This window comes from Geobacillus sp. BK01, assembly GCF_052220245.1.
In the GTDB taxonomy this organism is placed as follows: Bacteria; Bacillota; Bacilli; order Bacillales; family Anoxybacillaceae; genus Geobacillus.
The window spans coordinates 294,636-318,436 of record NZ_JBQPTH010000001.1 but is presented as its reverse complement, the minus strand read 5'-3'; the positions used below and the strand labels follow the sequence as shown (position 1 = coordinate 318,436).

Sequence of the window (23,801 nt, the reverse complement as noted above, 5' to 3'; positions counted from 1 at the left end):
CGTTCCCCGAGCCGGTTCTCCTATGATACAGGTAGTATTATTATACATGATTCGGCACGAAAAATCGACTTTTGCCGCTAAAACAAGCCGATGTGCCAGCTCTGTTTAGTATAGCAAAAAAATAAATACAGAGAAAAAAAGCATGCTGAGGGGATAAGGGGAAATGGAGTGGGGCTTCTTGTCAAGCGGGACAAAAAGCGGCCCCCCGGCTCCGAAGCGAAACAAAAAACGGAGCAAAGTCGGCCGCCTTACGATTAGTGGTCACGGACAGCAACAAGTTCGCAAATATAGGCAAGCACGGCGCCATCAATGCCGGCTTGTTGCAAATGATGTTTCGCCGCATCAATATGAAACGCCAGTTTTTCTTTTGCGCCGGCAAGCGACAGCAATCCCGGGTACGTGGCCTTATTGTTTTCACGGTCGCTGCCGACCCGTTTGCCGATTTTTTCTTCCGTCCCTTCAATATCCAGAATATCGTCGCGAATTTGAAAAGCGAGGCCTAAATGGGCGGCAAATGCGTCAAGCTCTTGCATTTGCACGGCGTTGGCGCCGCCGAGCAGCGCCCCGGCGTGCACGCTATATTGCAGCATTTTTCCGGTTTTATGCCGATGGATATATTCGAGCTCTGCCAGCGCCAGCGTTTTCCCCTCTCCTTCCATATCGGCCACTTGTCCGGCCACCATGCCTTCCGGACCGGCCGCTTTCGCCAGCTGCGTGATCAACTGCACCCGGATGGCCGGGGGCACGCGTTCATCATTGATCTCGGCGATCAATTGAAATGCATACGTCAACAGCCCGTCCCCCGCCAAAATCGCCATCGCCTCGCCGAACACTTTATGGTTCGTGGGCTTGCCGCGCCGTAAATCGTCATTGTCCATGCTCGGCAAATCGTCATGGATGAGCGAATACGTATGGATCATTTCAATGGCGCAAGCCACCGGCAAGCCGATCCCCGGGTTTTGACCGAGCGCTTGTACCGTTGACAACAACAAGAGCGGGCGAATGCGCTTGCCACCGGCTTCAAGCGAGTAGGCCATCGCCTTTTTCAACGTCTCCGGACCGCGAAGCCGCGCAATGTAGCGCGACAATGCTGCCTCCACAGCCTGTTTTTGCTCGTTTAAAAATTGTTCGATCTGAAACTGCGCCAACTGTCACGCCTCCTCTGGCGAAAAAGGGACAAGCTCGCCGTCTTCGCGCAACATATACTCGAGCTGCTTTTCAACGTGCTGCAATTTATCATGACAAAGCTTCGACAGTTTCATCCCTTCTTGGAAAAAGGCAATCGCATCTTCAAGCGGCACGTTTCCTTCCTCCAGTTTTTCGACGATCGCTTCCAACTGTTTCATTGCCTCTTCGAACGTCATTTCTTTTTCTTCGCTCATGTCGTTTTCTCCTCCACTCCCGTTACTTGACAATCAACTTGTCCGTCTTGAACCCGGATGGACAGACGCTCGCCGACTTGAAGCTGGCCGATCCGTTTCACAAGCTCGTGCCGCTCGTTGTACACTAAACTGTACCCGCGTTCCATGATGCGAAGGGGACTGAGCGCTTCAAGGCGCGCAACATGGGAATGAAAGCGGAACGCATGGCGCTCCAAAGCGGTGCGCATCGCTTTTTCGAGCGCGCCGGCGGCCGCTTTTTGCCGCTCTTTCATCCGCCCGAGCTCCGTCTCCGGATGATGGCGCCATAATCTCAAGTGCAGTTCGCGCAACCGCTGGCGCTTTTTATCGATCAGCCGTTCACGCTGGCGGGCAAGCCGCTCAAGCAACGCGTCAAGCTGTTGCTCTTTTTGCTCATACAGCCGCTTCGGATAGCGAAAAGCATACGACGCCTGCAGCCGTTTAAGCCGCTCCTGATTGGCGGCAAGCCGCTCTTTCACGGCGCGGATGAGCCGCCATTTCCGCTCGGCGAGCCGTTCAGCCAGCTCCCCGATGTGCGGCACCGCCAGCTCCGCTGCCGCCGTTGGCGTCGGCGCGCGTAAATCCGCCACAAAATCGGCGATCGTAAAATCGGTCTCATGGCCGACGGCGGAAATGACCGGAACATGGGAAGCAAAAATAGCACGGGCAACGATTTCTTCATTAAACGCCCACAGCTCTTCGATCGAGCCTCCGCCGCGGCCGACAATGAGCACATCAACCCCGCCGAACTCGTTCGCCCGCTCGATGGCGCGCACGATCGACGGCGCTGCCCCGTCCCCTTGCACGAGCGCCGGAAATAAAATGACTTTGGCAAGCGGGTAGCGGCGGCGAATCGTCGTCATAATATCGCGCACCGCCGCCCCGGTCGGCGATGTGACAACACCGACACAGCGCGGAAACGCCGGCAGCGGCTTTTTGTGAGCCGGCGAAAACAGCCCTTCCGCTTCAAGCCGCTGCTTCAGCTGCTCATACGCCAAATACAGGCGGCCGATGCCTTCCGGCTGCATTTCCTTCACATATAGCTGATAGTTGCCGTTTGGCTCATAGACGGAAATTTCCCCGCGCGCGAGCACGTTCATTCCGTCTTCAGGACGGAATGGCAAATGTTGGTTGTAGCCGGCGAACATGACTGCGGCGATGCGCGCTTGGCTGTCTTTTAACGTAAAATACATATGGCCGCGCGAATGTTGCTTAAAGTTCGAAATCTCGCCCTTGATCCATAAATCGCGCAAATGCGGATCAACGTCAAATTTGCGCTTAATGTATTTCGTGAGCGCTCCGACAGTGACATATTTGACTTCCACAAAATCCGCCCTCACTTCGCAGCAAGTTGCCGGGCCGCTTCGATCGTATTGTGCAAAAGCATCGTAATCGTCATTGGCCCGACCCCTCCCGGCACCGGCGTCATGAAGCCGGCTACTTCTTTTACGGTGTCAAAATCGACATCGCCGCACAATTTACCGCTCTCAAGCCGGTTGACGCCGACATCAATGACGACTGCGCCCGGTTTGACGTGTTCCGGGCCGATTATGCGCGCCTTGCCGACCGCGACGATTAAAATGTCGGCCTGGCGCGTGACGGCCGGCAAATCCGGTGTTTTCGAATGCGCGTAGGTGACGGTCGCATGCTCACGCAAAAACAGTTGGCCGACCGGTTTGCCGACGATGTTGCTGCGTCCGACAACGACAACATGTTTTCCGACGATATCGATGCCGGCAGACTTGACCATCATGAGTACGCCATGCGGGGTGCACGGAAGGAACGCCGGCTGGCCGATCACCATTTTTCCGACATTGATCGGGTGGAATCCGTCGACATCTTTTTCCGGGGCAATCGTTTCAATGACCGACCATTCACGAATATGATCCGGCAGCGGCAATTGCACTAAAATGCCGTGCACGGCCGGATCGGCGTTCAGCCCGCGGATTTTGGCGAGCAGCTCTTCTTCACTGATCGTAGCCGGATATGTGTAAAGGAATGAGTGAATGCCGATTTCGGCGCACGCTTTTTGTTTTCCTTTCACATACGAGCGTGACGCCGGGTCGTCGCCGACAAGAATGACGGCCAGTCCCGGTTCGATACCATTTGCCTTTAACTTTGCCGCTTCATCCGCCAACCCGGTGCGAATCGTTTTTGCCAATTCCGTTCCGCTAATGATTTGTGCTGTCATGATCGTCCTGTTCTCCTCTCCTCGTTCATCAGTCGATATGAGTTTACCCGAGCCTGGGTGAACGTAAGCTTCGTTTCGCGGCTTGCCGATATTATTGTTGCAACGCCGCTTTCACTTTGGAAAGCACGCCGTTGACAAAACTCCCGGATTTCCAATCGCCGAATTTTTTCGCCAGCTCAACCGCTTCATCAAGGCTGACGCTCACTGGTACGTCATCGACATATTTCATTTCATACGTCGCCATGCGCAAAATAGCCCGGTCAACATTGGCGACCCGCTCGAGCGCCCATTTTTCCAAATTCGAGCGCAGCAGCCCATCAATTTCCTCTTGGTGCTCGACGACACCGAATACGAGCTGGCGCAAAAACGGGTCCACTTCACCGCTTCCTGCCACATTGCCGACCGCCTCATCCGGAGGAATGTGGCCAACATCGATTTGGAACAGCGCCTGCAGCGCCTTTTCCCGCGCTTCATGTCGCTTCATTGCCTTCCCCCTTCCTAAACACGAACATTCATATTGAAATCATATCATATTTTTCGGAAAAAGCTAGCCCTTTCCCACAAATCATTAGCGATGCCGGTTCGCTGCCGCTAGCTGTGCCAACGGCCTCGTTCATTACAATAACAAACTTTGGCGAAAAAAACAAAAGGCGGCTGCTTCGAAAGCAGCTGCCTTTTCCTGTGTTACCGTTGTTCCACCGCATCTTGCTCCGGCTTTCCGGTTTCAAACTGGATGCCGACAATGTGCACGTTCACTTCGCTCGTCTCAAGGCCAGTCATGTTCCAAAGCGCCTGGCGTACGTTTTCTTGCACTTTTTTCGCCACGTTCGGAATCGACGCGCCAAACTGGACGAGGCAGTAAAGGTCGATCACGACGCCGTCGTCGCGCAAATCGACTTTGACGCCTTTGCCGTGATGCTTTTTGCCGAACCGTTCCGCAACACCGGCGGCGAAATTGCCGCGCATTTGCGCGAGGCCGTCGACCTCGCTCGCCGCGATGCCGGCGATCACTTCAATCACTTCCGGCGCGATTTCGACTTTGCCAAGGCCCGCATACTCTTGGTCGGGTTCAAACACATGTTCAGACATAGGGCACCTCCTATTCGGCCTTCATAATATCATATAACTCCAAAAACTTCGTATTAAACTCGCCACTTTGAAATTTCTCATGCTCCATTAATTTTATGTGAAACGGAATCGTCGTATGAACACCTTCGATGACAAACTCGCCGAGCGCCCGTCTCATGCGGGCGATCGCTTCTTCGCGTGTCGGCGCATGGACGATCAATTTGGCGATCATGGAGTCGTAATACGGCGGAATCATATAGCCCGGGTAAGCGGCGGAATCGACGCGCACACCCGGTCCGCCTGGCGGCAAGTACATGGCGATCTTCCCGGGCGATGGCATGAAGTTTTTCTCCGGATTTTCCGCATTGATGCGACATTCGATCGACCAACCGTTAAAGACGACATCCTCCTGGGCGAGCGACAGCTTTTCGCCGGACGCGATGCGGATTTGCTCTTTTACTAAATCGACGCCGGTAATCAGCTCGGTGACCGGATGCTCGACTTGAATGCGCGTATTCATCTCCATGAAGTAAAACTGCTTGTTCCGGTGGTCATAAATAAATTCCACTGTGCCGGCGCCCGTGTAATTGACCGCTTTTGCCGCCTTGACCGCCGCTTCGCCCATCTGTTGGCGCATCTCGTCATCGAGCGCCGGCGACGGCGCTTCCTCGACAAGTTTTTGCAGCCGGCGCTGGATCGAGCAGTCGCGTTCGCCAAGATGGATCGTATTGCCGTACGAATCAGCGAGCACTTGAATTTCGACATGACGGAAATCTTCGATGTATTTTTCAATATAGACGCCCGGGTTGCCAAACGCTGTTGCTGCCTCTTGCTGGGTGATGTTGATGCCTTTGACGAGCTCTTCTTCATTGCGGGCGACGCGAATCCCTTTCCCGCCACCGCCGGCTGTTGCTTTAATGATGACCGGGTAGCCGATCTCTGCGGCGATCGCCCGCGCCTCATCAAGGCTTTCAATGACGCCGCGCGAGCCGGGTACGACCGGCACCCCAGCTTCGCGCATCGTCTCACGCGCGATGTCTTTAATGCCCATTTTTGTAATCGCTTCCGGGCTTGGGCCGATAAACGTGACGTTGCACTCGCGGCACAGCTCGGCAAACGCCTCATTCTCCGCCAAAAACCCATAGCCCGGATGGATGGCGTCACAACCGGTTAGCGTGGCTACGCTCATGATGTTCGTGAAATTTAAATAGCTGTCTTTTGAAGCGGTCGGTCCGATGCAGTACGCCTCATCCGCGAGCTGCACATGCAAGGCGTCGCGGTCGGCTTGCGAAAAGACGGCGACCGTCTCAATGCCGAGCTCGCGGCAAGCGCGGATAATACGGACGGCGATTTCCCCGCGGTTTGCCACTAACACTTTTTTGATCATTGTCCGTTCTCTCCCTTATTCAGGCTTGACCAAAAATAACGGCTGGCCGTATTCGACGAGCTGGCCGTTTTGCACGAGCACCTCGACAATTTCGCCGTCAACTTCCGCTTCAATTTCGTTAAACAACTTCATCGCTTCAATAATGCAAACAACGGTATCTTTTTTCACTTGATCGCCAGGCTTCACATACGGCGGCTTATCCGGCGCCGGAGCGGCGTAAAACGTGCCGACCATCGGCGATGTAATTTGGTGCAGGTTGCCCGCTGGCGCTTGTTTGACTTCGGGAGCGGCCGGTTTTTCCGCTTCCGGCGCCGGCGCTTCCGGGGCAGCCGTTTGAACCGGTGAGGCCGCTGGTGCCGGTTCGGCCGCCGCCGGAGCAGCAGGCGCCGCCTGTACGGCTACCGTCGGTGCGGCTACAGCTGCTTTTTTCATATGTACTTTCGTTTCGCCTTGTTCGTATACAAATTCGTCGATCGAGGATTGGTCAACCAACCGAATCAATTCACGGATTTCTTGAATTTTCACCGATCTCACACCTTTCTCCAATTGTCAGGAGCCCGCTTTTAGCAGACGGTAATAAAACGTGCTCATAACGATTATACACACAACCGTAGGACAAACAAAAGATTTTTTATGCAAAAAAAGAAGCCGCTCCACACAGAGCAGCGTGTTCATCCGGCCGGCTGAAACTCAACCGTCACGTATTCGGCGTCCGGAATTTCTTTTTTCACCATATGAATCACTTCGTTTGCTGATTTAGCCGAACTTTCTTTCGCTTTAATCGTCACGCGCACTTGGTCGTCATCAGCGCGCACGAGCACATCTTCATAGCCGCCTTTTGATTTAATAAGCGTCTCTAACGTTGCTTCCTTTTCAGACAGCGCTTGCAGCTGTTCAATTTTATTCAACGCCTCATTTTTCTGTTCGGCTGTCGCGTTCGCCGAAGCGACAACGGCGTTCAGTTCATCGCGCAGCCGGCTTCGTTCGTCCTCAATTTTCATGCGCAGCGCCATAAACAAATCATCGCCTGTTTCACCGGCTGTCGATGGACTATCTTTTCCCCCCTCCTCTTCGATGGCGACGCTCGGTTCTTCTTTCATTTTGTCCGTTTTCTCATTGGCGGTAAACGCCGGGCTGTCACCCATCTCTTTCGGCGCTGTCACGTAATAGACCGACAGCACGACCACTAAGCTTAGCATCGTCAACAGCCATACGGTTTGTTTTTTCAACATGCCGATCTCCTCCCCTTACCCGAATCATTTTTTCGGCAACACAGCGACGCGGTAGCTTGGAACGTTCAACACGCGCGTCACGGCCTCGACAATCCATTTTTTAATTTGCAAATTGTCCGCCCCTTTCGCGACGACAAGCACGCCGCGGATGTCCGGCTTTTTCGTGGCGACAACAAGCGGCGTTTCTTCTTCGCCGTTGCGGATAATGATCACTTCTTCATTTGTTGACTTGTTTTCAATCGTCCGTTTTCCGCCTTCCTTGTCGCTCTCTTCCGTTGTTTGCTGCTGAGTGGAACGCTTTTTCTCGAACAATTTCAGCTCCGTTGAATCGAGGTTGACGACGACAGTGACGTCATCCACCCCCTCGATCGCCTCAAGCGCAGCTTTCAGTTCTTTTTCGTATCGTTCCTCATAGGCGGCCATCACTTTCTCTTTCGTCTCTTTGCTTGACAAAAACGCCGGCTCAGACGGGGATTCCGGCTGATTAGCGGAAGGCTTGGCGGCGTCGTCCCCGCTGCCTGTAAAATGGCTCACGGCCATAAGGGCAACGCCGGCTAACAACAATGCGACAACATAGGAAAACGGCATTTTTTTTCGGGCTCCCTCCCCGTCCCCTTCTTTTGGCGGCGAAGAAAAGAGCCGTTTCATAAACTGGAGCATCCCCCCTATTCCCTCCCCCTAAATTGTACGGCAATTTTATTTTCATCGACTTCCCATTTGCCGGCGAGAAAGGCGCGCACCTCTTCGGCCAGTGAGGCATCACCCTCAGGCGAGACCGGCGGTTTCGTCGTATCGATGATGACCGGCTCCACCGTCCCGGCAGGCTGTTGTTTAGAAAGTACGACTTGAATCGTCTTGATGTCTTCCGGCATGCGCCAACTTTCTTTGTTATCGGCGTAAATTTTGACATCAGCCTTTAATCCATACTTTCCCATCAACTCCTCGTTTGCGTCGTTTTCCATCTGGACAGCCATTTGTTCTAAAATATATGCGCGTTGTGAAGCTTGTATTTCTTTTTTCTGCTGCTCGATTTGATTTTTTATTGCTTCGTCATTGGTTGGGCCGTCGGAAAAACGATCGAGCGCCAAAGTGACGAGCTGTTCCGGCTCAATCGAGGCAAGCCGGAGCACCGGCCCGAGCATCACGAGCAGCAGCATAAGTCCAATGGCCATTTTTACATATTTTTGCATCGTCCCGGACGGCAGCAAAAAGTCGATGATGATGGCAAACAACAAAAACAAAATGATGTTCGTAACCCACTCAATGACAAACTGCATACCGTTCCCCCTAGCGGACCATCATCGTAATGTTCCCAGCCATAACCATGACGGTGAGGCTGAGGAAAAACATGAGTGAAACGATCAAAAGCGCCGCCAACACATAGGCGATGCTTTTGCTGATGATATTGAGGCAGGAAAGCACCGGACCCCCGCCGAGCGGCTGCAATAAGGCGGCCGATAGCTTGTAGATGATGACGATGGCGAAAATTTTCACCGCCGGAAAGAGGGCGATCATTAATAAAACGGCAACCCCGACCAATCCGACGGCGTTTTTCAGCAACATGGAAGCGGCGACCACTGTATCGGCGGCATCGGTAAACAGTTTGCCGACGACCGGGATGAAATTGCCGGTGACAAATTTCGCCGCCCGCAATGTGACGCCATCCGCCACTGCTGCCGTCGTGCCGCGCACTGACATGACGCCAAGAAAAACCGTCAAAATGATGCCAAGCAAACCGAGGGCGACTTTGTTCAACAAATCAGCAAGCTGCGTTGCCTTATACCGGTCGCTGAGCGTACTGACAACGGAAAGCAGCGCTGCCAGCAACAAAAGAGGCAATGTGACATATTCAACGACCGTGCCGGTTGTGTTCATTAAAAACAAAATGATCGGGTGAAAAAACGCCGCCGATACGACCCCGCCGGAAGACGCAAGCAGCGCGAGCAAAAGGGGAATGAGGGCGATGATGAAATGGCTCATCGTCTGCACCGCCTCAAGTGCATAGCCGGCTGCGAGGCGGAAGCTGTTTAAGGCGATCAACAACAACACCATATAGACGACCGCGTGGGCGATTTTGCTGACTTCCTGTTGGGCGAACGCATTTTGCAACGACTGCAGCACGGTGCTGAATACAGCAAGCAAAATGAGCGTCCCAAGCAGCTTGCCGTTGACTTGCAGCTCATAAAATAAATAACGGGCGAGCGCTTTCAGCCATTCGACCGGCGACCATTGCTTATCACCGCTTAAAAAATCAGTGAGCGGCCCTTTTTCGCTTTCCGGCAAAAAACCGCCGTACTCGTTTACGATCGTCTCCCAATAGCGGCGGATGTCGCTGACATCCAAATGAGCAAGCTGTTCGCTGACGGATGGCTCCTGGCCTGCAGCTTGTACGACCAACGGGCAAAAAGAGAGAAAAAGCAACCCGGCAATGAGGAACGCTGTCCGTTTCAATTCGTTCCCTCCTTATCGCGCCGCCGGAATGAGGCTAATGACCGCTTCAATGATGGCAGTCAAAATCGGGACGGCGAGCGCCAAAATGACGATTTTGCCGCCGAGCTCAATTTTGGCGGCGATCGCCCCTTGGCCGGCGTCTTTGGAAATTTGCGCGGCAAACTCGGCAATGTAAGCAATGCCGATAATTTTCAACATCGTTTCCAAGTACACCATTTGAATGTGGGCGCCTTCTGCCATTTCCCGCAGCATCAATAAAATTTCACTAATCTGGTCAACGAGCAGCAAAAAAATCGTGCAGCCGACAAAAACAGTCAATAAAAAGGCGAGGTTCGATTTTTGTTCTTGCAGCAGCACGACAAAAAACGTCGCCACCAACCCGAGGCCGACGATTTGCAAAATGTCCATGGCCTCTTCCCCCTACCCGCGGAACAAAAAAACGTCTTTAATTTTTTGGAACAAATCGCTCACAATCGAGGCGACCATAAACAAAATGTAAATAAAGCCGAGCAGCGTCACCCACTGGGCGTATTCTTTCCTTCCCATCTGGTCGAGCACCGTATGCAAAAATGCGATGACGATGCCGACGCCGGCAATTTTTAAAATGATATCGACATCGATGCCCATTCGTCCTGCCTCCTGTCTACATGAGTAAAATAACGAGCAGCAACCCGGCCAACACGCCTAAACTTTTTGCCATTTTGGCATAGCGCGCTTGGTTATCGAGCGCTTCCGCCTCCTCCCGCTCTAAATGGGCGAGCGCCAAAGCGATTTGCTTTTGCTGGGTCAGCCGGTCATACTGGCCGAGCGTGGCGCCAAATTGTTTCATCACTTCCAATTCCCCTTGTTTCAACGCCGTTTTTCCCCATAAAGCTTGCAAGCTTTTTTCCCATGCCTCAGCCACGCTCGTCTCTTCAGTGCGCAGCGCCGAGGCGAACCGAAAAAACAGCTCACACACCGGGGCAGCCGTTTGCCGGGCGATATAAGCAGACGCTTCAGCGAGCGGCGTATGTCCGTACATCACTTCCGCTTCAAGCGCCCTGAGCGCCGCTTTTAGCTGGCGAAGCTGGCGCGGACGCTCATACAAAGTGCGGGCCGCGGCGAATCCCATCCATGTCGAGGCGGCGAGAATCAATAAGGCGCCCAACCATTTCATCGGCTCGCCACCGCCCGTTCATACAGCACCGTCCCGCTAGCGTCAACGATGCGCCGGATCGAACCAGGGTGTGGAACGTTCGTCAGTTCAATAAACCGTTCAAACACTCGTTGCTCCATGACCGGGCGCAATGTCGGCCGCTGCCAAACGTCTTGGATGGTGCGACCGTGCACGGTCGTCCATATCGAGACGCCGGCATTCGCGGCTTCCAACACCGCCTCGCTATCTTCCTCACGCCCGATTTCATCGACGATGATGACATCCGGGCTCATCGAGCGGATCATCATCATCATCCCTTCTGCTTTCGGACAAGCGTCTAATACATCAAGGCGCGGGCCGAACGAAAATTGCGGAATGCCTTTGACGCAGCCGGCAATTTCTGACCGTTCGTCAACGATCGCCACCTTTTGCGCCGGGATGCGCCCGGTTCCGCTGCTGATAAGGCGCGCCGCGTCGCGCAGCAGCGTCGTTTTGCCGGTCTGCGGCGAACCGATGATCATCGCATGACGCCAACGCCCGTCGTGGACATACGGGATCAGTGGATCGGCAATGCCGAGTTGCTCTTTGGCAATCCGAATGTTAAAGGAGGCGACGTCGCGGATTGCTTTCACTTTGCCCCCTTCCGTAATGACTTTGCCGGCGAGCCCGACGCGGTGCCCGCCTTCAATCGTCATAAATCCGCGCTTCAGCTCTTCTTCGACGGCATAAATCGAATAATGGCTTAATTTGTTGAGCAAGTACATGCCATCCTCTTTTGTCGCTTCATATGGCAACAAGCGGGCCTTCCCGTCGGCGATCACCTCAAGCGGCCGGGAAATGCGGATGCGGATTTCCTCGATGTTGCGGCCCCAGGAAGGCAACTGCTGCAACACGGCAGCGATCGTTTTCGGCAAAATTCCCCATACCGCTTCCATGGCCCTCCTCCTTTTCTCGTGGACTAGTTCATATGTATGGGTGAAATATGCCGTTTATTCCTTACTTGTAGATGGCAAACAAAATGAGTGCCACTCCGAGCGTGACGAGCCCCAACCGGGAAAATGAAAGCTCGTCCGCCAGCGAAAGCAGCCCGATCGTCATCGTCACAATCATCACAGTCGGGCCGACGACGGCAAGTGCAGCGTTAATGGCGAGCGCTTTTTTGACGTCGTTAAACGCCAGCATCAACAGCGCCGCACTGAGCTCAACGAGCGCCGACAACATCCGCATCCCGGCCATCGCCAAGACGGACGGATCGATCGATCGCAGCCAATGCTTCATATGTTCCTCCTATTAAAAATGGGATTGATTAGTACAAACGTATGCGGGAACAAGCCGTTTCAGAAGAAGTTTTTGCCGGTGAAAACGGAGATGGGCAGCGAAGCCATCCAGATCTTATTTGCGCATAAAAAAACAGCACCAACCCGGAAAATTCCGGAGCAGTGCTGTCTGTTTCGAGCCGCTTACGCCCGTGACACGTACGTGCCGTCAGCGGTATTAATGATGAGCGTGTCGCCTTCGTTGACGAAAAATGGCACTTGAACGACAAGGCCGGTTTCGAGTTTGGCCGGTTTCGAGCCGCCGGAAGCGGTGTCGCCTTTGATGCCCGGCTCGGTTTCGACGACCTTCAGCTCAACGGTGTTCGGCAGCTCGATACCGATCGTTTCCCCATGGTACATCATGATGAACACTTCCATGTTTTCTTTCAAAAACTTGAGTTCGTGTTCGATTTGTTTTGCCGGCAGTTCGATTTGCTCGTATGTTTCCATATCCATAAAGACGTGCTGATCGCCGTTGGCGTACAAATATTGCATTTTGCGCGTATCAATTTGCGCCCGGTTTACTTTTTCGCCGGCGCGAAACGTCCGCTCTTGAATGGCGCCGGTGCGCAAATTGCGCAGTTTTGAACGGACGAACGCCGCGCCCTTGCCTGGTTTGACGTGTTGAAACTCAAGGACGCGCCAAATCTCGCCGTCGACCTCGATGGTAAGCCCTGTGCGAAAATCGTTGACTGAAATCATTGACCGAAATTCCTCCTCACGCAATCCGTTATAAAATGATCAGTTCTTTCGGCGAATGAGTGAGCGCTTCGTTCCCATCAGCGGTAATGACTGCATCATCCTCAATGCGAACCCCGCCGAGCCCCGGGATGTAAATGCCCGGCTCAACCGTGACAACCATGCCCGGCTCAAGCACCGCGTCGGAGCGGAACGAAAGCGTCGGCCCTTCGTGAATTTCAAGGCCAATGCCGTGGCCGGTCGAGTGTCCGAAATAATCGCCGTACCCTTGTTCGCGAATGTAATCGCGCGTTAACGCATCCGCCTCCTTGCCGGTCATGCCCGCTTTCAGCCCACTCAAGCCGCGCCGCTGCGCCTCAAGGACGATTTCATAAATCGTTTTCAGTTCAGCGCTGATGCCGCCGACGGCCACCGTCCTTGTCAGATCGGAGCAATACCCTTTGTAGTAGGCCCCGAAATCGAGCGTGACAAACTCGCCGCGCTCAATCGTTTTGTCAGACGCCACCCCATGCGGCAGCGCCGAACGGTAGCCGGACGCGACGATCGTATCGAAGGAAGAAGAAGACGCTCCTTGCTTGCGCATAAAAAACTCGAGCTCATTCGCCACTTCCATTTCTTTGACACCCGGACGAATGAACGACAAAATATGAGCAAATGCCGCATCGGCAATTTCCGCCGCTTCCTTTAATATCTTAATCTCTGCTTCCGACTTAATCAAGCGCAACTTTTCCACCATAGAAGACGTCGGCACAAGCTCAGCACCGATCGCTTCCTCATACGCTTTGTATGCCGCATATGTGACATGCTCCTGCTCGAAGCCAAGTTTTGCAACGCCGAGCCGCTTTACTTGCCTCGCAATTTCTTCGACGATCAGCCCGCTATGTTGCACAATCTCAAAGCCTTCGACTTGTTTGGAAGCTTGCTCGACATAGCGGAAGTCCGTAATAAACACCGCTCCTTGGCGGCTGACAAGCGCGACGCCGGCCGTGCCGGTGAATCCGGTGATGTAGCGGCGGTTGTAGCCGTTGGTTACTAAAAGCCCGTCAATATGCCTCTCCTCAAGAAGCGTCCGAAGTTTTTCCAACTTTTCCATGCTCATTCTCCTCTTCCCGTGAATTTGACTGCTCCCCACCAGCCGGCAATGGAGTGGGAGTGTCTCGGCCATGATCATGCTGAAGGCGGCACCGTGCGCCGGTTTGGCACGGCCGCTTGCCATCAGCCGTAATGCCGAACCGCGCGAAAACCTTCTTTATTTTACCATAAAGGGAAGGTTCCCGCTATACACTGGTTTGGCGAAGCAAGGCTCATCTCGACCGAACAAGAAGCGCTTGTCAACTTCCTTCCTTCGCCGCCTCTTTTCCAGCGCTTGGCGACGGCCGATTCATTTCCTGCGTCTCAAAGGAAATCGAATAGCCGACAAACACGCCGTATAAAATGTACAAGCAAAGCGTCGTAATGACGGTATTCGGTTCTAAATCAGCGACCGGCCGGACGTTTGGAAACAACGGATTGAACAAATAAAAGACAACAGCCCAGAGCGCGGCGCCGTATAAAATTCCTGCCCACATGCCGCGAATTTTCCGCAGCAACGCATAGTAAAGAAGCGCGGCCGCAATGGAAATAATACCGATCAATGCGATGGCCGCATAGTTGCCGGCCCTCCCGTATTTCCAATCGCCGGCCACCCAAGGAGTCAAAATCATGTTTGGACTGATTTCGCTAAAGTTGAAAAAGTAGGCCAAATAGCCGATTAAGCTCCAAAACACCCCGCCGACCAACCCGATTATGACCGTTTTTTGCAGAAGCGTCATGGGCCGCTCTGTTTGTTCCTGCTCGAGCTTTCCTTTTTGTTCCGCCATCATGCTGCACCTCCTTGTCCGTTAGTATGACCTACAGCCCTTTGCTCCATGAATCAAGCGAAAAAATGATCGTCCCCGTGTAAATAATGGATTTTTTGGAAATCATAACAGTAACATCAACCTAGAGGTTTCCGAATGTTTCTTGTAGAATAAAATAATAAACATAAAAATAGGTTGGTGTTTGCTTGATGAAACAAATGGATAAACCGTTATACGGCGGCCAGGCGGTCGTCGAAGGAGTCATGTTTGCCGGCAAAACACACTCTGTCACCGCTGTTCGCCGCAATGATGGAACGATTGAATACTTTTCCTTGCCGCGCCATGCCAATCCGACGCTGGCCGCCTTTAAGAAAATTCCGTTTGTCCGCGGCGTCATCGCCATGATCGAAGCGAGCGCGAACGGGGCCAAACATTTGCAGTTTGCAAGCGAACGGTATGAGGTGACCCCAGGAGAAGAGCAGGCGGGTGAGGAAAGCAGCTCCAAACTGACGCTCATTCTCGGCGCCGCAGCCATCGGTGTGCTGTCGTTTTTGTTCGCCAAAACGATTTTTACACTCGTTCCGGCGCTGCTCGCCGCTTCCTTCAAGCCGCTCGTCCCGGGAAAGACGGGGCAGATTTTGCTTGAAGGGGTTTTCAAGCTCACCCTGTTGCTTGGCTATATTTACTTTATTTCGTTAACGCCGCTTGTGAAGCGCGTTTTCCAATACCACGGGGCGGAACATAAAGTGATCAACGCCTATGAAGCGGGCTGGCCGCTCACTGTCGAGCACGTCCAGCGCGCCTCGCGTCTCCACTACCGGTGCGGCAGCAGCTTTATTTTATTTACCGTCGTCGTCGGCTTATTCCTTTATTTGTTCGTGCCGACCGATCCGCTTTGGCTGCGGATCGTGAACCGGCTCGCTTTAATTCCGGTCGTGCTTGGCGTTTCGTTTGAAGTATTGCAGTTTACAAATAAATTGAGGGATGTTCCACTGCTGCGCTGGCTCGGCTACCCCGGGCTATGGCTTCAGCGGCTGACGACAAAAGAACCGGACAATGAACAAGTGGAAGTGGCCATCGCCTCGTTTCAGCGCCTTCTCCGCTTGGAAGCGGAAGCCGAAGCGAAAAAAGTCGTGCAGTAATTGATTAAAGGGGGTGGATTCATTGCGGCGCAGGGCCATTCACCCGCTCGTCGGGCTTATAATCTTGCTTGGAACGCTGGGCATTGTCTATACCCTTTTTGCCCATCCGACGGTGCTGTTTCGCCAGCTGTTGTTTGTCGCGCTGTTTGCAGCCGCGATTTATCTGTTTTACCGTTTCGTGTACCAACGCCGCACCAATAAAGAGCGGTTGTCATATTTAAAAGCGGTGCGGCAGTCGAAAAAGCTCCATCCCCGTTCCGGGCGCAAACAGCCAAAGCCGGCGAAACTGAAACGGCCGCTGAAAAAGCGAACAGCAACTCCGCATTTAACTGTAATCGATGGGAAAAAAAGCAAAAAAAAGAATCGGGCTTCGTTTTAGCTTGATTCTTTTTTTGTTTGCCTTCGCCATCCGTGACAGGAAGGCGGCATTCCCCACGCGCCATTATTCACCTGTTCCTCAAAGCGGCCGTCTAGTATGCCCATTGCCGCAAAAACTGCCGCGCCCGCTCACGTCCATACTCAATCAAGTGCCGGCGCGCTTCCGGGTCGATGGAAAAGTCGGTCGAAAGGAAATTTTCCACCGGCAAAAAGATGATATTTTTTTCATGGCGACGCGAAATATAGCGGGCGTCATGCGCCTCTTTCATCGTTGCGAACAACGCTTCATACAAATCAAGCGCGTTGGAAATGCGCCGTTTCGGTTGCTCGCCCGGCTTTGCGCTCAGTTGGACGCCGAGTACCGGCCGTTTTTTCGCTTCCTTTTCTTCATCAAAGAGAAAAAGGGGAAAGTTGCTGAGCACTCCGCCGTCAACGATGAGAGAGATGCCGCCCCGCCCGCGGAGGCGAACCGGCTCGAAAAAGTATGGGATGCTCGTGCTCATCCGCACCGCCTTGGCGACCGAAAATGAGTCAGGGTCGAGTCCGTAGGTGCGCAAGTCGTCCGGCAGCACCACGATGCGCCCGTTCGTCACATCGGAAGCAACGATATACAAACTCCCGGGTGGTATGTCCCGAAACGTCCGCACCCCGCGAGCGGCGAGTGCCGATTCAATCCACTGTTCAAACACCTTTCCTTTGTAAACGCCGAGGTGCCAATAAAGACGCACCCATTTCCAAACAGGAAACGGAATCCACGACGCCCGCTCATCCAAAAATTGCTCCATCTCGAGCTCCTCGAGCAACCGCGTCATCTCGCGGGCGCTGTATCCAGCCGCCAACAGCGCAGCGAGCAGCGCCCCCGCACTCGTTCCGGCGAGCCGCTTCCAGCGCAGCCCTTTTTCCTCAATGGCTTCGTATGCTCCAAGCAACGCAAACCCTTTCACTCCGCCACCGGAAAAGACGATGTCAATGTCCACCGTTGCCTCTCCTTTCTCGCCGTTTATACATATGTAAGAGAAAGAAAAGGCGTTTAGTACGGAAAAGTTCCATGGGCAACGTTTTGCCCTCCACCCGGCATGAAAATGGCTCCACAAAGCGCGGGCATTTTCGCGAAAAACAAAAAAAGAGCAAGCAGTCGCTTACTCCCCTTGTTCATTGCGTTTTTGGACATCGCGCAACGCCTCCAGGCGGCGGCCGTCCTCCTGAAAATATTGGACCAAGTCGCCGATCCGGTCGATAGCGTTCCAGCTCAAATGATGTTCAATTCCTTCAACGTCACGATAAATGTTTTCTTCATTGACACCGATTAAGCGAAGAAACTGTTCAAGCAGCTCATGACGGTACACAAGCCGCTGACCGATTTTTCTTCCTTTCGGCGTCAACACAAGACCGCGGTATTTCTCGTACACTAAATATTCATCTTTATCGAGCTTTTGCACCATTTTCGTCACCGAAGAAGGGTGAACGGACAACGCTTCCGCGATATCGGAGACGCGGGCGTAGCCTTTTTCTTCGATCAAAATGTAAATTTGCTCAATGTAATCTTCCATGCTCGGTGTCGGCAACGTTTGTCCCCTCCTGCAACGTTTGCCTGCCGCCAGCAAATCCCCCCGGCCTATACTGTCATTCCGATGTGTGTCGGCCCTTTTGGCAGACAAAAATAGCAATCATTTCTATTATATCATAAAAGGGTCATTACGTAAAATACTGCACCTCGGCCGCCGGGAAAAAGTGGGCAATGTACGAGCGTATCGTTTCCTCCAGCTCCCGCTCCTCCTCATCACGGTACACGTATTTGCCGACACCGTACCGCCCCCACTTATACTCGTGCTTCGATTCGTCCAAAAATACGTAAACGACAAAGTTAGCCAATATGACACCGAATGTTATCCGTTAAAAAAGCAGTTCGAACGTCAAAACACAAAGGAAATATGTAAGCGACAAAATCAGCCAACATGCCATCGAAATCTCCCAACGGAAAAAGCGGCTCGAATTTCAAAGCGCAAAGGAAAAGCGCATGCCCATTAACCGGCGCATACGCTCTAACTGCTCAGCTTACCCGCGCTTACGGACGCGGAAGTTGTCTTCCAACAACACCCAGTTTTCCGGATACGGATACCCGAGCACCCAGTAGCTGATCCCGCGCAATCCGTATTCTTTCACCAATTGGAATTTCGCTAACGCGCTGCGGGCATCTTCAAACCATACTTCATGCTGGCGCCCTCGCTCATCCGTGTAGCGATAAAACGGGGAAGCCGCCTCCATATCGTACTGAATGGGCACCCCGTAGCGAATGGCGCGTTCGAGCGCCTCTTTCGGGCTGAACGTTTCCGCCTCTTGCCCTTGCACGTGCGGCAGCAACCAGTCGCGGGCGTAAATTTGGAATCCCATCATGATTTTCCTCCGCGGAATGGCCGTCACCGCATAATCGAGCACGCGCCGAATTTGGTTTACTGGCGAAATGGCTTGCGGTGGTCCGAACCGATAGCCCCACTCATACGTCATTAGAATAACGAAATCGGCGATGCGTCCATGGGCGGGATAGTCATGCGCCTCGTACAGCAGCCCTTTTTGTTCTGCACTTATTTTAGGCGCCAGTGACGTCGATAACATATATCCCTCAGCGTGAAGCCGGTTCGCCGCCCGCTGCAAAAACATATTATACCGTTCGCGGTCGGATGGATACACATTTTCAAAATCGACATTCAACGCCCGATATCCTTTCGCGCGCATCACTTGAATGATATTGTCAAGCAGCCGCGTTTGCAGCGCGGTGTCTCCTAAAATCGTCTGCGCCAGCCGCGAGCCCGGGTCCTGATACGTAAAGTTCGTGATCGTCATCATCGGTACGATGCGCGCAGCGTAAGCCGCTTGCATAATAGCAGTGTCATTTGGTGGATTGAGCCCGCCATCGGCGCGAATCGTGTAGGCGAATGGCGCGGCATACGTCAAATGACGGCCGACTTCACGCACTTGTTCTGCCCCTTCTTCCCCAGGATCAATCGTAAACGCATTCGTTTCAATGAGCGGCTTAGCCGGCGGAATGACAAGCCGCTGTCCGGGAACGATTATATTCGGATCGGTGATCGGATTGAATTCAATGATTTGCTGGACGCTCACCCCGTAAGCAGCGGCGATTTGCCCTAGCGTTTCCCCCGTGCGCACCGTATGGACGCGGGCCGGAATCAACAATGCCGTGCCCGAATAAATGAGCGCCGGATTGGCGATCCGGTTCGCCTGCACGATCGCTTCGACCGTTACTCCATACGCCCTGGCGATCTGCCATAACGTTTCCCCTGTACGAACGGTATGATAGCGATATGGCACCGGGATGACAACAGCCTGCCCGCTGACAAGCCGGTTCGGGTCGCTTAGTTCATTGGCGGCGACGATCCGCTCAAGTGGGACGCCGTAGCGGCGGGCCAGCTGCCAAAGCGCTTCCCCGCGTTGGACGACATGGACAATCATCACGCTCCCCCTTTCGTTTCTTCCCCCTCCCTTTTATACTATATTTTCCCTCCCCTTTTTTATGTAAAAAAACGCCGGTTTCACAATGGAAACCAGCGTTTTGGCCAATCCAGCTCACCCGCATCGTGATTACAGCCCGCATTTCAGCTGGGCGCCACAGTTTGTGCACGTATTGCAGCCGCCGATTTCTTCGACCGTCCCTTCGCGGCAAATCGGACAAATGTTGCCGATTTCCGAGCCGATCGTCACATCGGTGGCGCGCACATCTTGAATCGTATCGACAAGAACGACGGTGCGCTTCTTCACTTGTTCTTCTGTTTCTTCCGGAATGAGCTCCAACTGCTCATCAACCGTGTTTTCTTCCGCTTTCAACGTCAGCACTTGCGCGTCGCGGCTGCCGTCGACATAGACAGTGCCGCCTTTGGCGCCGCCGCGCCATAAACGTTCGTACACTTTTTGCACTTGCTCGACCGTGTAGCCTTTTGGCGCGTTGACCGTTTTCGACAAACTCGAATCCACCCAGCGCTGGATGATGCATTGTACATCGGCGTGCGCTTCCGGCGGCAAGTCCATCGCTGTCACAAACCAAGACGGCAAATGGTTCGGGTCGGCTTCCGGATGTTTGTCCAAATATTCTTGGACAATATCCGCCTTCACTTCAATAAACTTGCCCAAGCGCCCGCTCCGGTAGTACGAAAACGAGAAGTACGGCTCAAGCCCGGTCGAGACGCCGACCATCGTTCCCGTTGATCCCGTCGGCGCCACCGTCAGCAAATGCGAGTTGCGAATGCCATATTGCAAAATATCCTGGCGAATGTCATCCGGCATCCGTTTCATATAGCCGGTGTTGATGAACGCCTCGCGCAGCTTTCGCGTTTCTTCTTCCGTTTCGCCGACCAAAAACGGGAAGCTACCTTTTTCTTTCGCCAGCTCGATCGAGGCCCGGTAGGCGGTCGTGGCGATCGTGCGGAACAGTTCATCCACGAGTTCGTTTCCTTCTTCAGAGCCATACTCTTTTTCGCAATAAATAAGCAAGTCCGCGAGCCCCATGACGCCAAGGCCGATGCGGCGCTCACCGAGCGCTTGCTTTTTGTTTTCCTCAAGGAAATACGGCGTAGCGTCAATGACATTGTCTTGCATCCGCACCCCGATTTCGACCGTGCGCTTCAGCTTTTCGTAGTCCACGACTTTCCGCTCTTTGTCCACCATGTTCGCCAAGTTAATGGCCGCCAGGTTGCAGACCGAATATGGTGCGAGAGGTTGTTCCCCGCACGGGTTGGTCGCCACGACTTTTTGCCCGTAGGCGCGGGCGTTCGTCATTTCGTTGGCGTTGTCGATGAAGAAAATGCCCGGCTCGGCCGAATACGTCGCACAAATATTGATCAGCTTCCACAGTTCGCGGGCGCGGATTTTCCGGTAGACACGAACGCGGTAGCCCATTTTCTCCCATTCGCGCACATCGCCGATTTCATGCCATTTTTCATTGTAAATACGCATTTCCTCTTCGGAATAGGTTTCCACGTCCGGGAAACGGAGAGCATATTCGTCGTCGTTTTCGACCGCTTCCATGAATTCTTTCGTTAGGCAGACAGAAATGTTCGCACCGGTCAAAAAGTCGGGATTGTGCACCGTGTATGTACCGCCGGTGCGCAGTTTTTCTTCGGCGTCTTTAATGATCTCTTCGGTGAAGCCACCGTAGCCGGGCTCGTTTTTGTAGCGGACGATCGCTTCGTACATCGCTCGCTCCCGCTCGGTGAGCGGTGTGAATTTCAGCTTGTCGCGCGCCGCTTTTTGGATGCCTTCGTCTTCTGTGTTTTCAAGCAAGTAGCGCAAAATGCGCGGGTTTTGCATTTTCGAGACGATAAATTCGATAATGTCCGGGTGCCAGTCAGCGAGCATAATCATTTGGGCGCCGCGCACATTGTTACTCACTCGCTTTCACGAGTGGGCTAGGTCATTTCTGCCTAGCTCTCCGCCTTTCGGTCGGAGATCAGACTATATCATCAGGGAAGAGAATACTTGGTACTTACGGTTTAACTTGATATCGCCATATCGGTATAGGTGGTGGAATATTTCCCTAACATCTTGGCTGCTGGAAATGTACAAGTCGAAACAGCCTTGCTTGGCCGTCAACGTGTTGACATTTTGGGCAATGCCATTAGATTTTAAAAAACGCAAAATTCCCCCTAATAGTTGCCTTGATCCAGTAATACCAAATCGCACTTTGATGTAGGCTTTGCCCTTATCTTGATAATATCTTTTATATATCCTGATACTTCCATCAGCGTCGAATATCCCACGCAAAAAGCTCCATTGTAACTCACTGTTGTGAAACTCTATCCATGGTTCACTTCCCGTTTTTTGAGGGAATATTCCTAAATTCATTAAGTCATTACACATTTTTGTGCAACTAATTGTTAGTGAGTACTTATTTTGCTCGTTAGGCGCATTACTTCTCCTAAATTTAACAGCCTCATCATCAATGCTTAGCTCTTTTGCGATACTATAGAGTAAATCCTTGTCTACCTCTGCTACGGTTAACACCAAGCGTTTCGACTTTTTACGATCATATAAAGTTCCATCACCTAAAATATAGCCAACTAAATAAGCCTGATTCGGAGTTTGAATGCTAGAAAAATAATCGTCATTATAGGCATATTTTTTAACAGCTAACTTACCGGCCTCTCCAGGTGTCCTTGTTTGAAATGCCTTTTGCTCTTTATTCCATCTCATTAAGGTGCCTCTGGAAATTCCCAACGTCATGGCGATTTTAACCTGGCTATATCCTGCATCATGTAGATGCTTAGCCTTTTTCATCATCTCTTCCCTGTCTCGCGCCTCGTAGCCTCGTCGCCGTAAGCTACGATTTACTCCTTCCATGGCCCTCTCTCCCCTCGAAACAACGTTCGTTATCCTCATTGTATCGAGAGCTGTAGGAAGTTTCAATAGTCGTTGAACCTTCATCTCCGTTTCCAGAGATGCTTGGCTGCTGGTTGCCCATTGTTGCATCCAACTTGTTTTCCAACCGTCACGTCTGCCGTCACCGGCTGCGTTGTGGTCAAGTTGGCTTTAGGGTGTTCCAGCAATTCGCGAGATTTTACTCCCGCCGTCTGGCGCCTTATTAACGGGAGCCACCTTGCTCGACAAGGTGGGTCAGCTTGGCGATATCATCGAGCCACGAGACCGACCCGGACGATTTGCCGTTCACCCCGCGCGCGAGCGTATGACGCGGCCGCAACGTCGAACCGTTCGTGCCGACACCGCCGCCGCGGCTCATAATTTCCATCACCTGCTTTCGGTGTTCAGAAATGCCTTCGCGCGAATCTTTCACAAACGGCATCACATAGCAGTTGAAATACGTCACTTCCTTGCCCGAACCCGCCCCGTACAACACGCGCCCGGCCGGCACAAAGTTCATGCTGGACAGCTCCTCATAAAACTTTTGGAACCACTCGTTGCGCTTTTCCTCCGTTTTCTCCACCGCCGCCAGCCCGGTCGCGTTTCGTTTCGCGATTTGCTCGTAGAAAATTTCAAGCGGCTTGTCGATGATGTCGAGCGAGCGGAACACAATGCCCGTTTCCGCTTCCTCGCCTTCAAGCACATGCCGGTATTCATCCTCAATCAACACGCGCGCTTTTTTCGCCTCCCAGTCGATGTCGACGATAAAACCGAGGCCGCGGGCCGGGAATTTCGGGTCCTCTTTGATCGTCAACACGACGAAATCGCCCGGTGTGAGCGTCAGCTTTTCCGTATCCTTAAACGAATACCGGTCAAGCATAACCAAACGGGATACGCCTTTATGGGTGATGTGCATATCGGGCGTAATCGGATGCACTTGCGGAAACAGGCGGATGTCCTCGTTCAGCTTGTCAATATTGATTTTCAATTTTTCAGACGACGCCACCGTCATTCTCCTATCTCTCCTCTTTTATATAATCTCTCATGTTTTGGCAAAGTTGTCCTGTCTTCTCTACCTTACCATATCAAACAGAAAAGAACAATATATAGTATGATTTTTTTCGAAAATCATACTATATATTGTGATTGAGAACAAATGATTTCATTTCTGTCAAGCAGAAAAAAAGGCAAAAAACGG

26 protein-coding genes and 3 pseudogenes are annotated in these 23,801 nt (G+C 52.8%); 2 read left to right on the top strand and 27 right to left on the bottom strand.

Annotated elements, in window-relative coordinates; all coding sequences use genetic code 11:
• Window positions 1-254: 254 nt before the first annotated feature.
• The 20 genes from ACTVDO_RS01680 to ACTVDO_RS01585 all read right to left on the bottom strand — a co-directional run bounded on the left by ACTVDO_RS01680 (window position 255) and on the right by ACTVDO_RS01585 (window position 14,741).
• On the bottom strand, window positions 255-1,148 hold the full coding sequence (locus ACTVDO_RS01680; protein ID WP_442900911.1) for a polyprenyl synthetase family protein: 894 nt from the start codon (window positions 1,146-1,148) through the stop codon (window positions 255-257).
• 3 nt (window positions 1,149-1,151) lie between these two features.
• Window positions 1,152-1,382, bottom strand: a complete 231-nt coding sequence (locus ACTVDO_RS01675) for an exodeoxyribonuclease VII small subunit (RefSeq protein WP_020960526.1) — start codon at window positions 1,380-1,382, stop codon at window positions 1,152-1,154.
• On the bottom strand, window positions 1,379-2,725 hold the full coding sequence (gene xseA / locus ACTVDO_RS01670) for an exodeoxyribonuclease VII large subunit (protein ID WP_023817686.1): 1,347 nt from the start codon (window positions 2,723-2,725) through the stop codon (window positions 1,379-1,381). Before xseA ends, ACTVDO_RS01675 begins: the two co-directional genes overlap by 4 nt.
• An 11-nt stretch (window positions 2,726-2,736) precedes the next feature.
• Window positions 2,737-3,591 carry a bifunctional methylenetetrahydrofolate dehydrogenase/methenyltetrahydrofolate cyclohydrolase FolD gene (gene folD / locus ACTVDO_RS01665; protein ID WP_020960528.1) on the bottom strand — a complete coding sequence of 285 codons (855 nt, stop codon included), beginning with the start codon at window positions 3,589-3,591 and terminating at the stop codon, window positions 2,737-2,739.
• Window positions 3,592-3,682: 91 nt separating this feature from the next.
• Window positions 3,683-4,075, bottom strand: coding sequence for a transcription antitermination factor NusB (nusB, locus tag ACTVDO_RS01660; RefSeq protein WP_020960529.1), 393 nt, complete (start codon window positions 4,073-4,075; stop codon window positions 3,683-3,685).
• Between the two features lie 200 nt (window positions 4,076-4,275).
• On the bottom strand, window positions 4,276-4,680 hold the full coding sequence (locus tag ACTVDO_RS01655) for an Asp23/Gls24 family envelope stress response protein (protein WP_020960530.1): 405 nt from the start codon (window positions 4,678-4,680) through the stop codon (window positions 4,276-4,278).
• A 10-nt stretch (window positions 4,681-4,690) separates the two neighbouring features.
• Entirely contained in the window at window positions 4,691-6,046 is a 1,356-nt protein-coding gene (gene accC, locus ACTVDO_RS01650) for an acetyl-CoA carboxylase biotin carboxylase subunit (protein WP_020960531.1), read from the bottom strand.
• 15 nt (window positions 6,047-6,061) lie between these two features.
• A complete protein-coding gene (gene accB / locus ACTVDO_RS01645) occupies window positions 6,062-6,571 on the bottom strand; it encodes an acetyl-CoA carboxylase biotin carboxyl carrier protein (RefSeq protein WP_020960532.1) in 510 nt (169 codons plus the stop codon).
• A 146-nt stretch (window positions 6,572-6,717) separates the two neighbouring features.
• Entirely contained in the window at window positions 6,718-7,278 is a 561-nt protein-coding gene (locus tag ACTVDO_RS01640) for a SpoIIIAH-like family protein (protein ID WP_020960533.1), read from the bottom strand.
• 24 nt (window positions 7,279-7,302) lie between these two features.
• On the bottom strand, window positions 7,303-7,938 hold the full coding sequence (gene spoIIIAG, locus ACTVDO_RS01635; RefSeq protein ID WP_020960534.1) for a stage III sporulation protein AG: 636 nt from the start codon (window positions 7,936-7,938) through the stop codon (window positions 7,303-7,305).
• A gap of 5 nt (window positions 7,939-7,943) precedes the next feature.
• Entirely contained in the window at window positions 7,944-8,555 is a 612-nt protein-coding gene (gene spoIIIAF / locus ACTVDO_RS01630) for a stage III sporulation protein AF (RefSeq protein WP_020960535.1), read from the bottom strand.
• Between the two features lie 10 nt (window positions 8,556-8,565).
• A complete protein-coding gene (gene spoIIIAE / locus ACTVDO_RS01625; RefSeq protein WP_442900910.1) occupies window positions 8,566-9,729 on the bottom strand; it encodes a stage III sporulation protein AE in 1,164 nt (387 codons plus the stop codon).
• A 12-nt stretch (window positions 9,730-9,741) separates the two neighbouring features.
• A complete protein-coding gene (gene spoIIIAD, locus ACTVDO_RS01620) occupies window positions 9,742-10,137 on the bottom strand; it encodes a stage III sporulation protein AD (RefSeq protein ID WP_020960537.1) in 396 nt (131 codons plus the stop codon).
• A 12-nt stretch (window positions 10,138-10,149) separates the two neighbouring features.
• Window positions 10,150-10,356 carry a stage III sporulation protein AC gene (spoIIIAC, locus tag ACTVDO_RS01615; protein WP_020960538.1) on the bottom strand — a complete coding sequence of 69 codons (207 nt, stop codon included), beginning with the start codon at window positions 10,354-10,356 and terminating at the stop codon, window positions 10,150-10,152.
• Window positions 10,357-10,372: 16 nt separating this feature from the next.
• Complete coding sequence (gene spoIIIAB / locus ACTVDO_RS01610) at window positions 10,373-10,885, bottom strand: stage III sporulation protein SpoIIIAB (protein ID WP_442900909.1); 513 nt, start codon at window positions 10,883-10,885, stop codon at window positions 10,373-10,375.
• On the bottom strand, window positions 10,882-11,799 hold the full coding sequence (spoIIIAA, locus tag ACTVDO_RS01605; RefSeq protein WP_020960540.1) for a stage III sporulation protein AA: 918 nt from the start codon (window positions 11,797-11,799) through the stop codon (window positions 10,882-10,884). Before spoIIIAA ends, spoIIIAB begins: the two co-directional genes overlap by 4 nt.
• Before the next feature lie 61 nt (window positions 11,800-11,860).
• The gene (locus tag ACTVDO_RS01600; RefSeq protein WP_442900908.1) at window positions 11,861-12,142 is read right to left on the bottom strand and encodes a YqhV family protein; all 282 of its coding nucleotides are present in this window, start codon (window positions 12,140-12,142) and stop codon (window positions 11,861-11,863) included.
• Between the two features lie 182 nt (window positions 12,143-12,324).
• Window positions 12,325-12,882, bottom strand: a complete 558-nt coding sequence (gene efp, locus ACTVDO_RS01595) for an elongation factor P (RefSeq protein ID WP_020960542.1) — start codon at window positions 12,880-12,882, stop codon at window positions 12,325-12,327.
• Between the two features lie 28 nt (window positions 12,883-12,910).
• Window positions 12,911-13,972 carry a M24 family metallopeptidase gene (locus ACTVDO_RS01590; RefSeq protein WP_442900907.1) on the bottom strand — a complete coding sequence of 354 codons (1,062 nt, stop codon included), beginning with the start codon at window positions 13,970-13,972 and terminating at the stop codon, window positions 12,911-12,913.
• Window positions 13,973-14,210: 238 nt separating this feature from the next.
• The gene (locus tag ACTVDO_RS01585) at window positions 14,211-14,741 is read right to left on the bottom strand and encodes a YqhR family membrane protein (RefSeq protein WP_020960544.1); all 531 of its coding nucleotides are present in this window, start codon (window positions 14,739-14,741) and stop codon (window positions 14,211-14,213) included.
• A 194-nt stretch (window positions 14,742-14,935) separates the two neighbouring features.
• Here ACTVDO_RS01585 and ACTVDO_RS01580 point away from each other — a divergent pair, with 194 nt between their 5' ends.
• Window positions 14,936-15,859 (top strand): DUF1385 domain-containing protein, encoded by a 924-nt coding sequence (locus ACTVDO_RS01580; protein WP_200865296.1) that lies wholly within the window; start codon window positions 14,936-14,938, stop codon window positions 15,857-15,859.
• A gap of 22 nt (window positions 15,860-15,881) precedes the next feature.
• Complete coding sequence (locus ACTVDO_RS01575) at window positions 15,882-16,238, top strand: SA1362 family protein (RefSeq protein ID WP_020960546.1); 357 nt, start codon at window positions 15,882-15,884, stop codon at window positions 16,236-16,238.
• Window positions 16,239-16,329: 91 nt separating this feature from the next.
• Here ACTVDO_RS01575 and ACTVDO_RS01570 read toward each other — a convergent pair whose 3' ends face one another.
• The 7 genes and pseudogenes from ACTVDO_RS01570 to ACTVDO_RS01540 form a co-directional block, all read right to left on the bottom strand.
• Window positions 16,330-17,214, bottom strand: coding sequence for a patatin-like phospholipase family protein (locus ACTVDO_RS01570; protein ID WP_442900906.1), 885 nt, complete (start codon window positions 17,212-17,214; stop codon window positions 16,330-16,332).
• A 162-nt stretch (window positions 17,215-17,376) separates the two neighbouring features.
• Window positions 17,377-17,802: a transcriptional regulator MntR gene (gene mntR / locus ACTVDO_RS01565; protein ID WP_020960548.1), complete on the bottom strand. Its 426-nt coding sequence runs from the start codon at window positions 17,800-17,802 to the stop codon at window positions 17,377-17,379.
• Between the two features lie 130 nt (window positions 17,803-17,932).
• Window positions 17,933-18,082: pseudogene (locus ACTVDO_RS01560) on the bottom strand (spore photoproduct lyase family protein); the annotation flags it as partial.
• Window positions 18,083-18,292: 210 nt separating this feature from the next.
• A complete protein-coding gene (locus tag ACTVDO_RS01555) occupies window positions 18,293-19,705 on the bottom strand; it encodes a LysM peptidoglycan-binding domain-containing protein (protein ID WP_442900905.1) in 1,413 nt (470 codons plus the stop codon).
• Between the two features lie 129 nt (window positions 19,706-19,834).
• Window positions 19,835-21,622, bottom strand: a pseudogene (locus ACTVDO_RS01550) (vitamin B12-dependent ribonucleotide reductase); the annotation flags it as partial.
• A gap of 78 nt (window positions 21,623-21,700) precedes the next feature.
• Window positions 21,701-22,585, bottom strand: a complete 885-nt coding sequence (locus tag ACTVDO_RS01545; RefSeq protein ID WP_442900904.1) for an LAGLIDADG family homing endonuclease — start codon at window positions 22,583-22,585, stop codon at window positions 21,701-21,703.
• A 244-nt stretch (window positions 22,586-22,829) separates the two neighbouring features.
• Window positions 22,830-23,615 (bottom strand): annotated as a pseudogene (locus tag ACTVDO_RS01540) (ribonucleotide reductase N-terminal alpha domain-containing protein); the annotation flags it as partial.
• Window positions 23,616-23,801: the final 186 nt, after the last annotated feature.

What these genes read in the sequence shown, in the direction of transcription:
- accC (WP_020960531.1), bottom strand. Translation starts at nt 6,046, where the DNA reads ATGATCAAAAAAGTGTTAGTGGCAAACCGCGGGGAAATCGCCGTCCGT.
- spoIIIAG (WP_020960534.1), bottom strand. Translation starts at nt 7,938, where the DNA reads ATGCTCCAGTTTATGAAACGGCTCTTTTCTTCGCCGCCAAAAGAAGGG.
- ACTVDO_RS01555 (WP_442900905.1), bottom strand. Translation starts at nt 19,705, where the DNA reads ATGATTGTCCATGTCGTCCAACGCGGGGAAGCGCTTTGGCAGCTGGCC.
- ACTVDO_RS01675 (WP_020960526.1), bottom strand. Translation starts at nt 1,382, where the DNA reads ATGAGCGAAGAAAAAGAAATGACGTTCGAAGAGGCAATGAAACAGTTG.
- spoIIIAF (WP_020960535.1), bottom strand. Translation starts at nt 8,555, where the DNA reads ATGCAGTTTGTCATTGAGTGGGTTACGAACATCATTTTGTTTTTGTTG.
- ACTVDO_RS01600 (WP_442900908.1), bottom strand. Translation starts at nt 12,142, where the DNA reads ATGAAGCATTGGCTGCGATCGATCGATCCGTCCGTCTTGGCGATGGCC.
- spoIIIAB (WP_442900909.1), bottom strand. Translation starts at nt 10,885, where the DNA reads ATGAAATGGTTGGGCGCCTTATTGATTCTCGCCGCCTCGACATGGATG.
- spoIIIAD (WP_020960537.1), bottom strand. Translation starts at nt 10,137, where the DNA reads ATGGACATTTTGCAAATCGTCGGCCTCGGGTTGGTGGCGACGTTTTTT.
- ACTVDO_RS01585 (WP_020960544.1), bottom strand. Translation starts at nt 14,741, where the DNA reads ATGATGGCGGAACAAAAAGGAAAGCTCGAGCAGGAACAAACAGAGCGG.
- ACTVDO_RS01590 (WP_442900907.1), bottom strand. Translation starts at nt 13,972, where the DNA reads ATGGAAAAGTTGGAAAAACTTCGGACGCTTCTTGAGGAGAGGCATATT.
- folD (WP_020960528.1), bottom strand. Translation starts at nt 3,591, where the DNA reads ATGACAGCACAAATCATTAGCGGAACGGAATTGGCAAAAACGATTCGC.
- ACTVDO_RS01580 (WP_200865296.1), top strand. Translation starts at nt 14,936, where the DNA reads ATGGATAAACCGTTATACGGCGGCCAGGCGGTCGTCGAAGGAGTCATG.
- spoIIIAA (WP_020960540.1), bottom strand. Translation starts at nt 11,799, where the DNA reads ATGGAAGCGGTATGGGGAATTTTGCCGAAAACGATCGCTGCCGTGTTG.
- ACTVDO_RS01655 (WP_020960530.1), bottom strand. Translation starts at nt 4,680, where the DNA reads ATGTCTGAACATGTGTTTGAACCCGACCAAGAGTATGCGGGCCTTGGC.
- spoIIIAC (WP_020960538.1), bottom strand. Translation starts at nt 10,356, where the DNA reads ATGGGCATCGATGTCGATATCATTTTAAAAATTGCCGGCGTCGGCATC.
- ACTVDO_RS01545 (WP_442900904.1), bottom strand. Translation starts at nt 22,585, where the DNA reads ATGGAAGGAGTAAATCGTAGCTTACGGCGACGAGGCTACGAGGCGCGA.
- nusB (WP_020960529.1), bottom strand. Translation starts at nt 4,075, where the DNA reads ATGAAGCGACATGAAGCGCGGGAAAAGGCGCTGCAGGCGCTGTTCCAA.
- ACTVDO_RS01640 (WP_020960533.1), bottom strand. Translation starts at nt 7,278, where the DNA reads ATGTTGAAAAAACAAACCGTATGGCTGTTGACGATGCTAAGCTTAGTG.
- efp (WP_020960542.1), bottom strand. Translation starts at nt 12,882, where the DNA reads ATGATTTCAGTCAACGATTTTCGCACAGGGCTTACCATCGAGGTCGAC.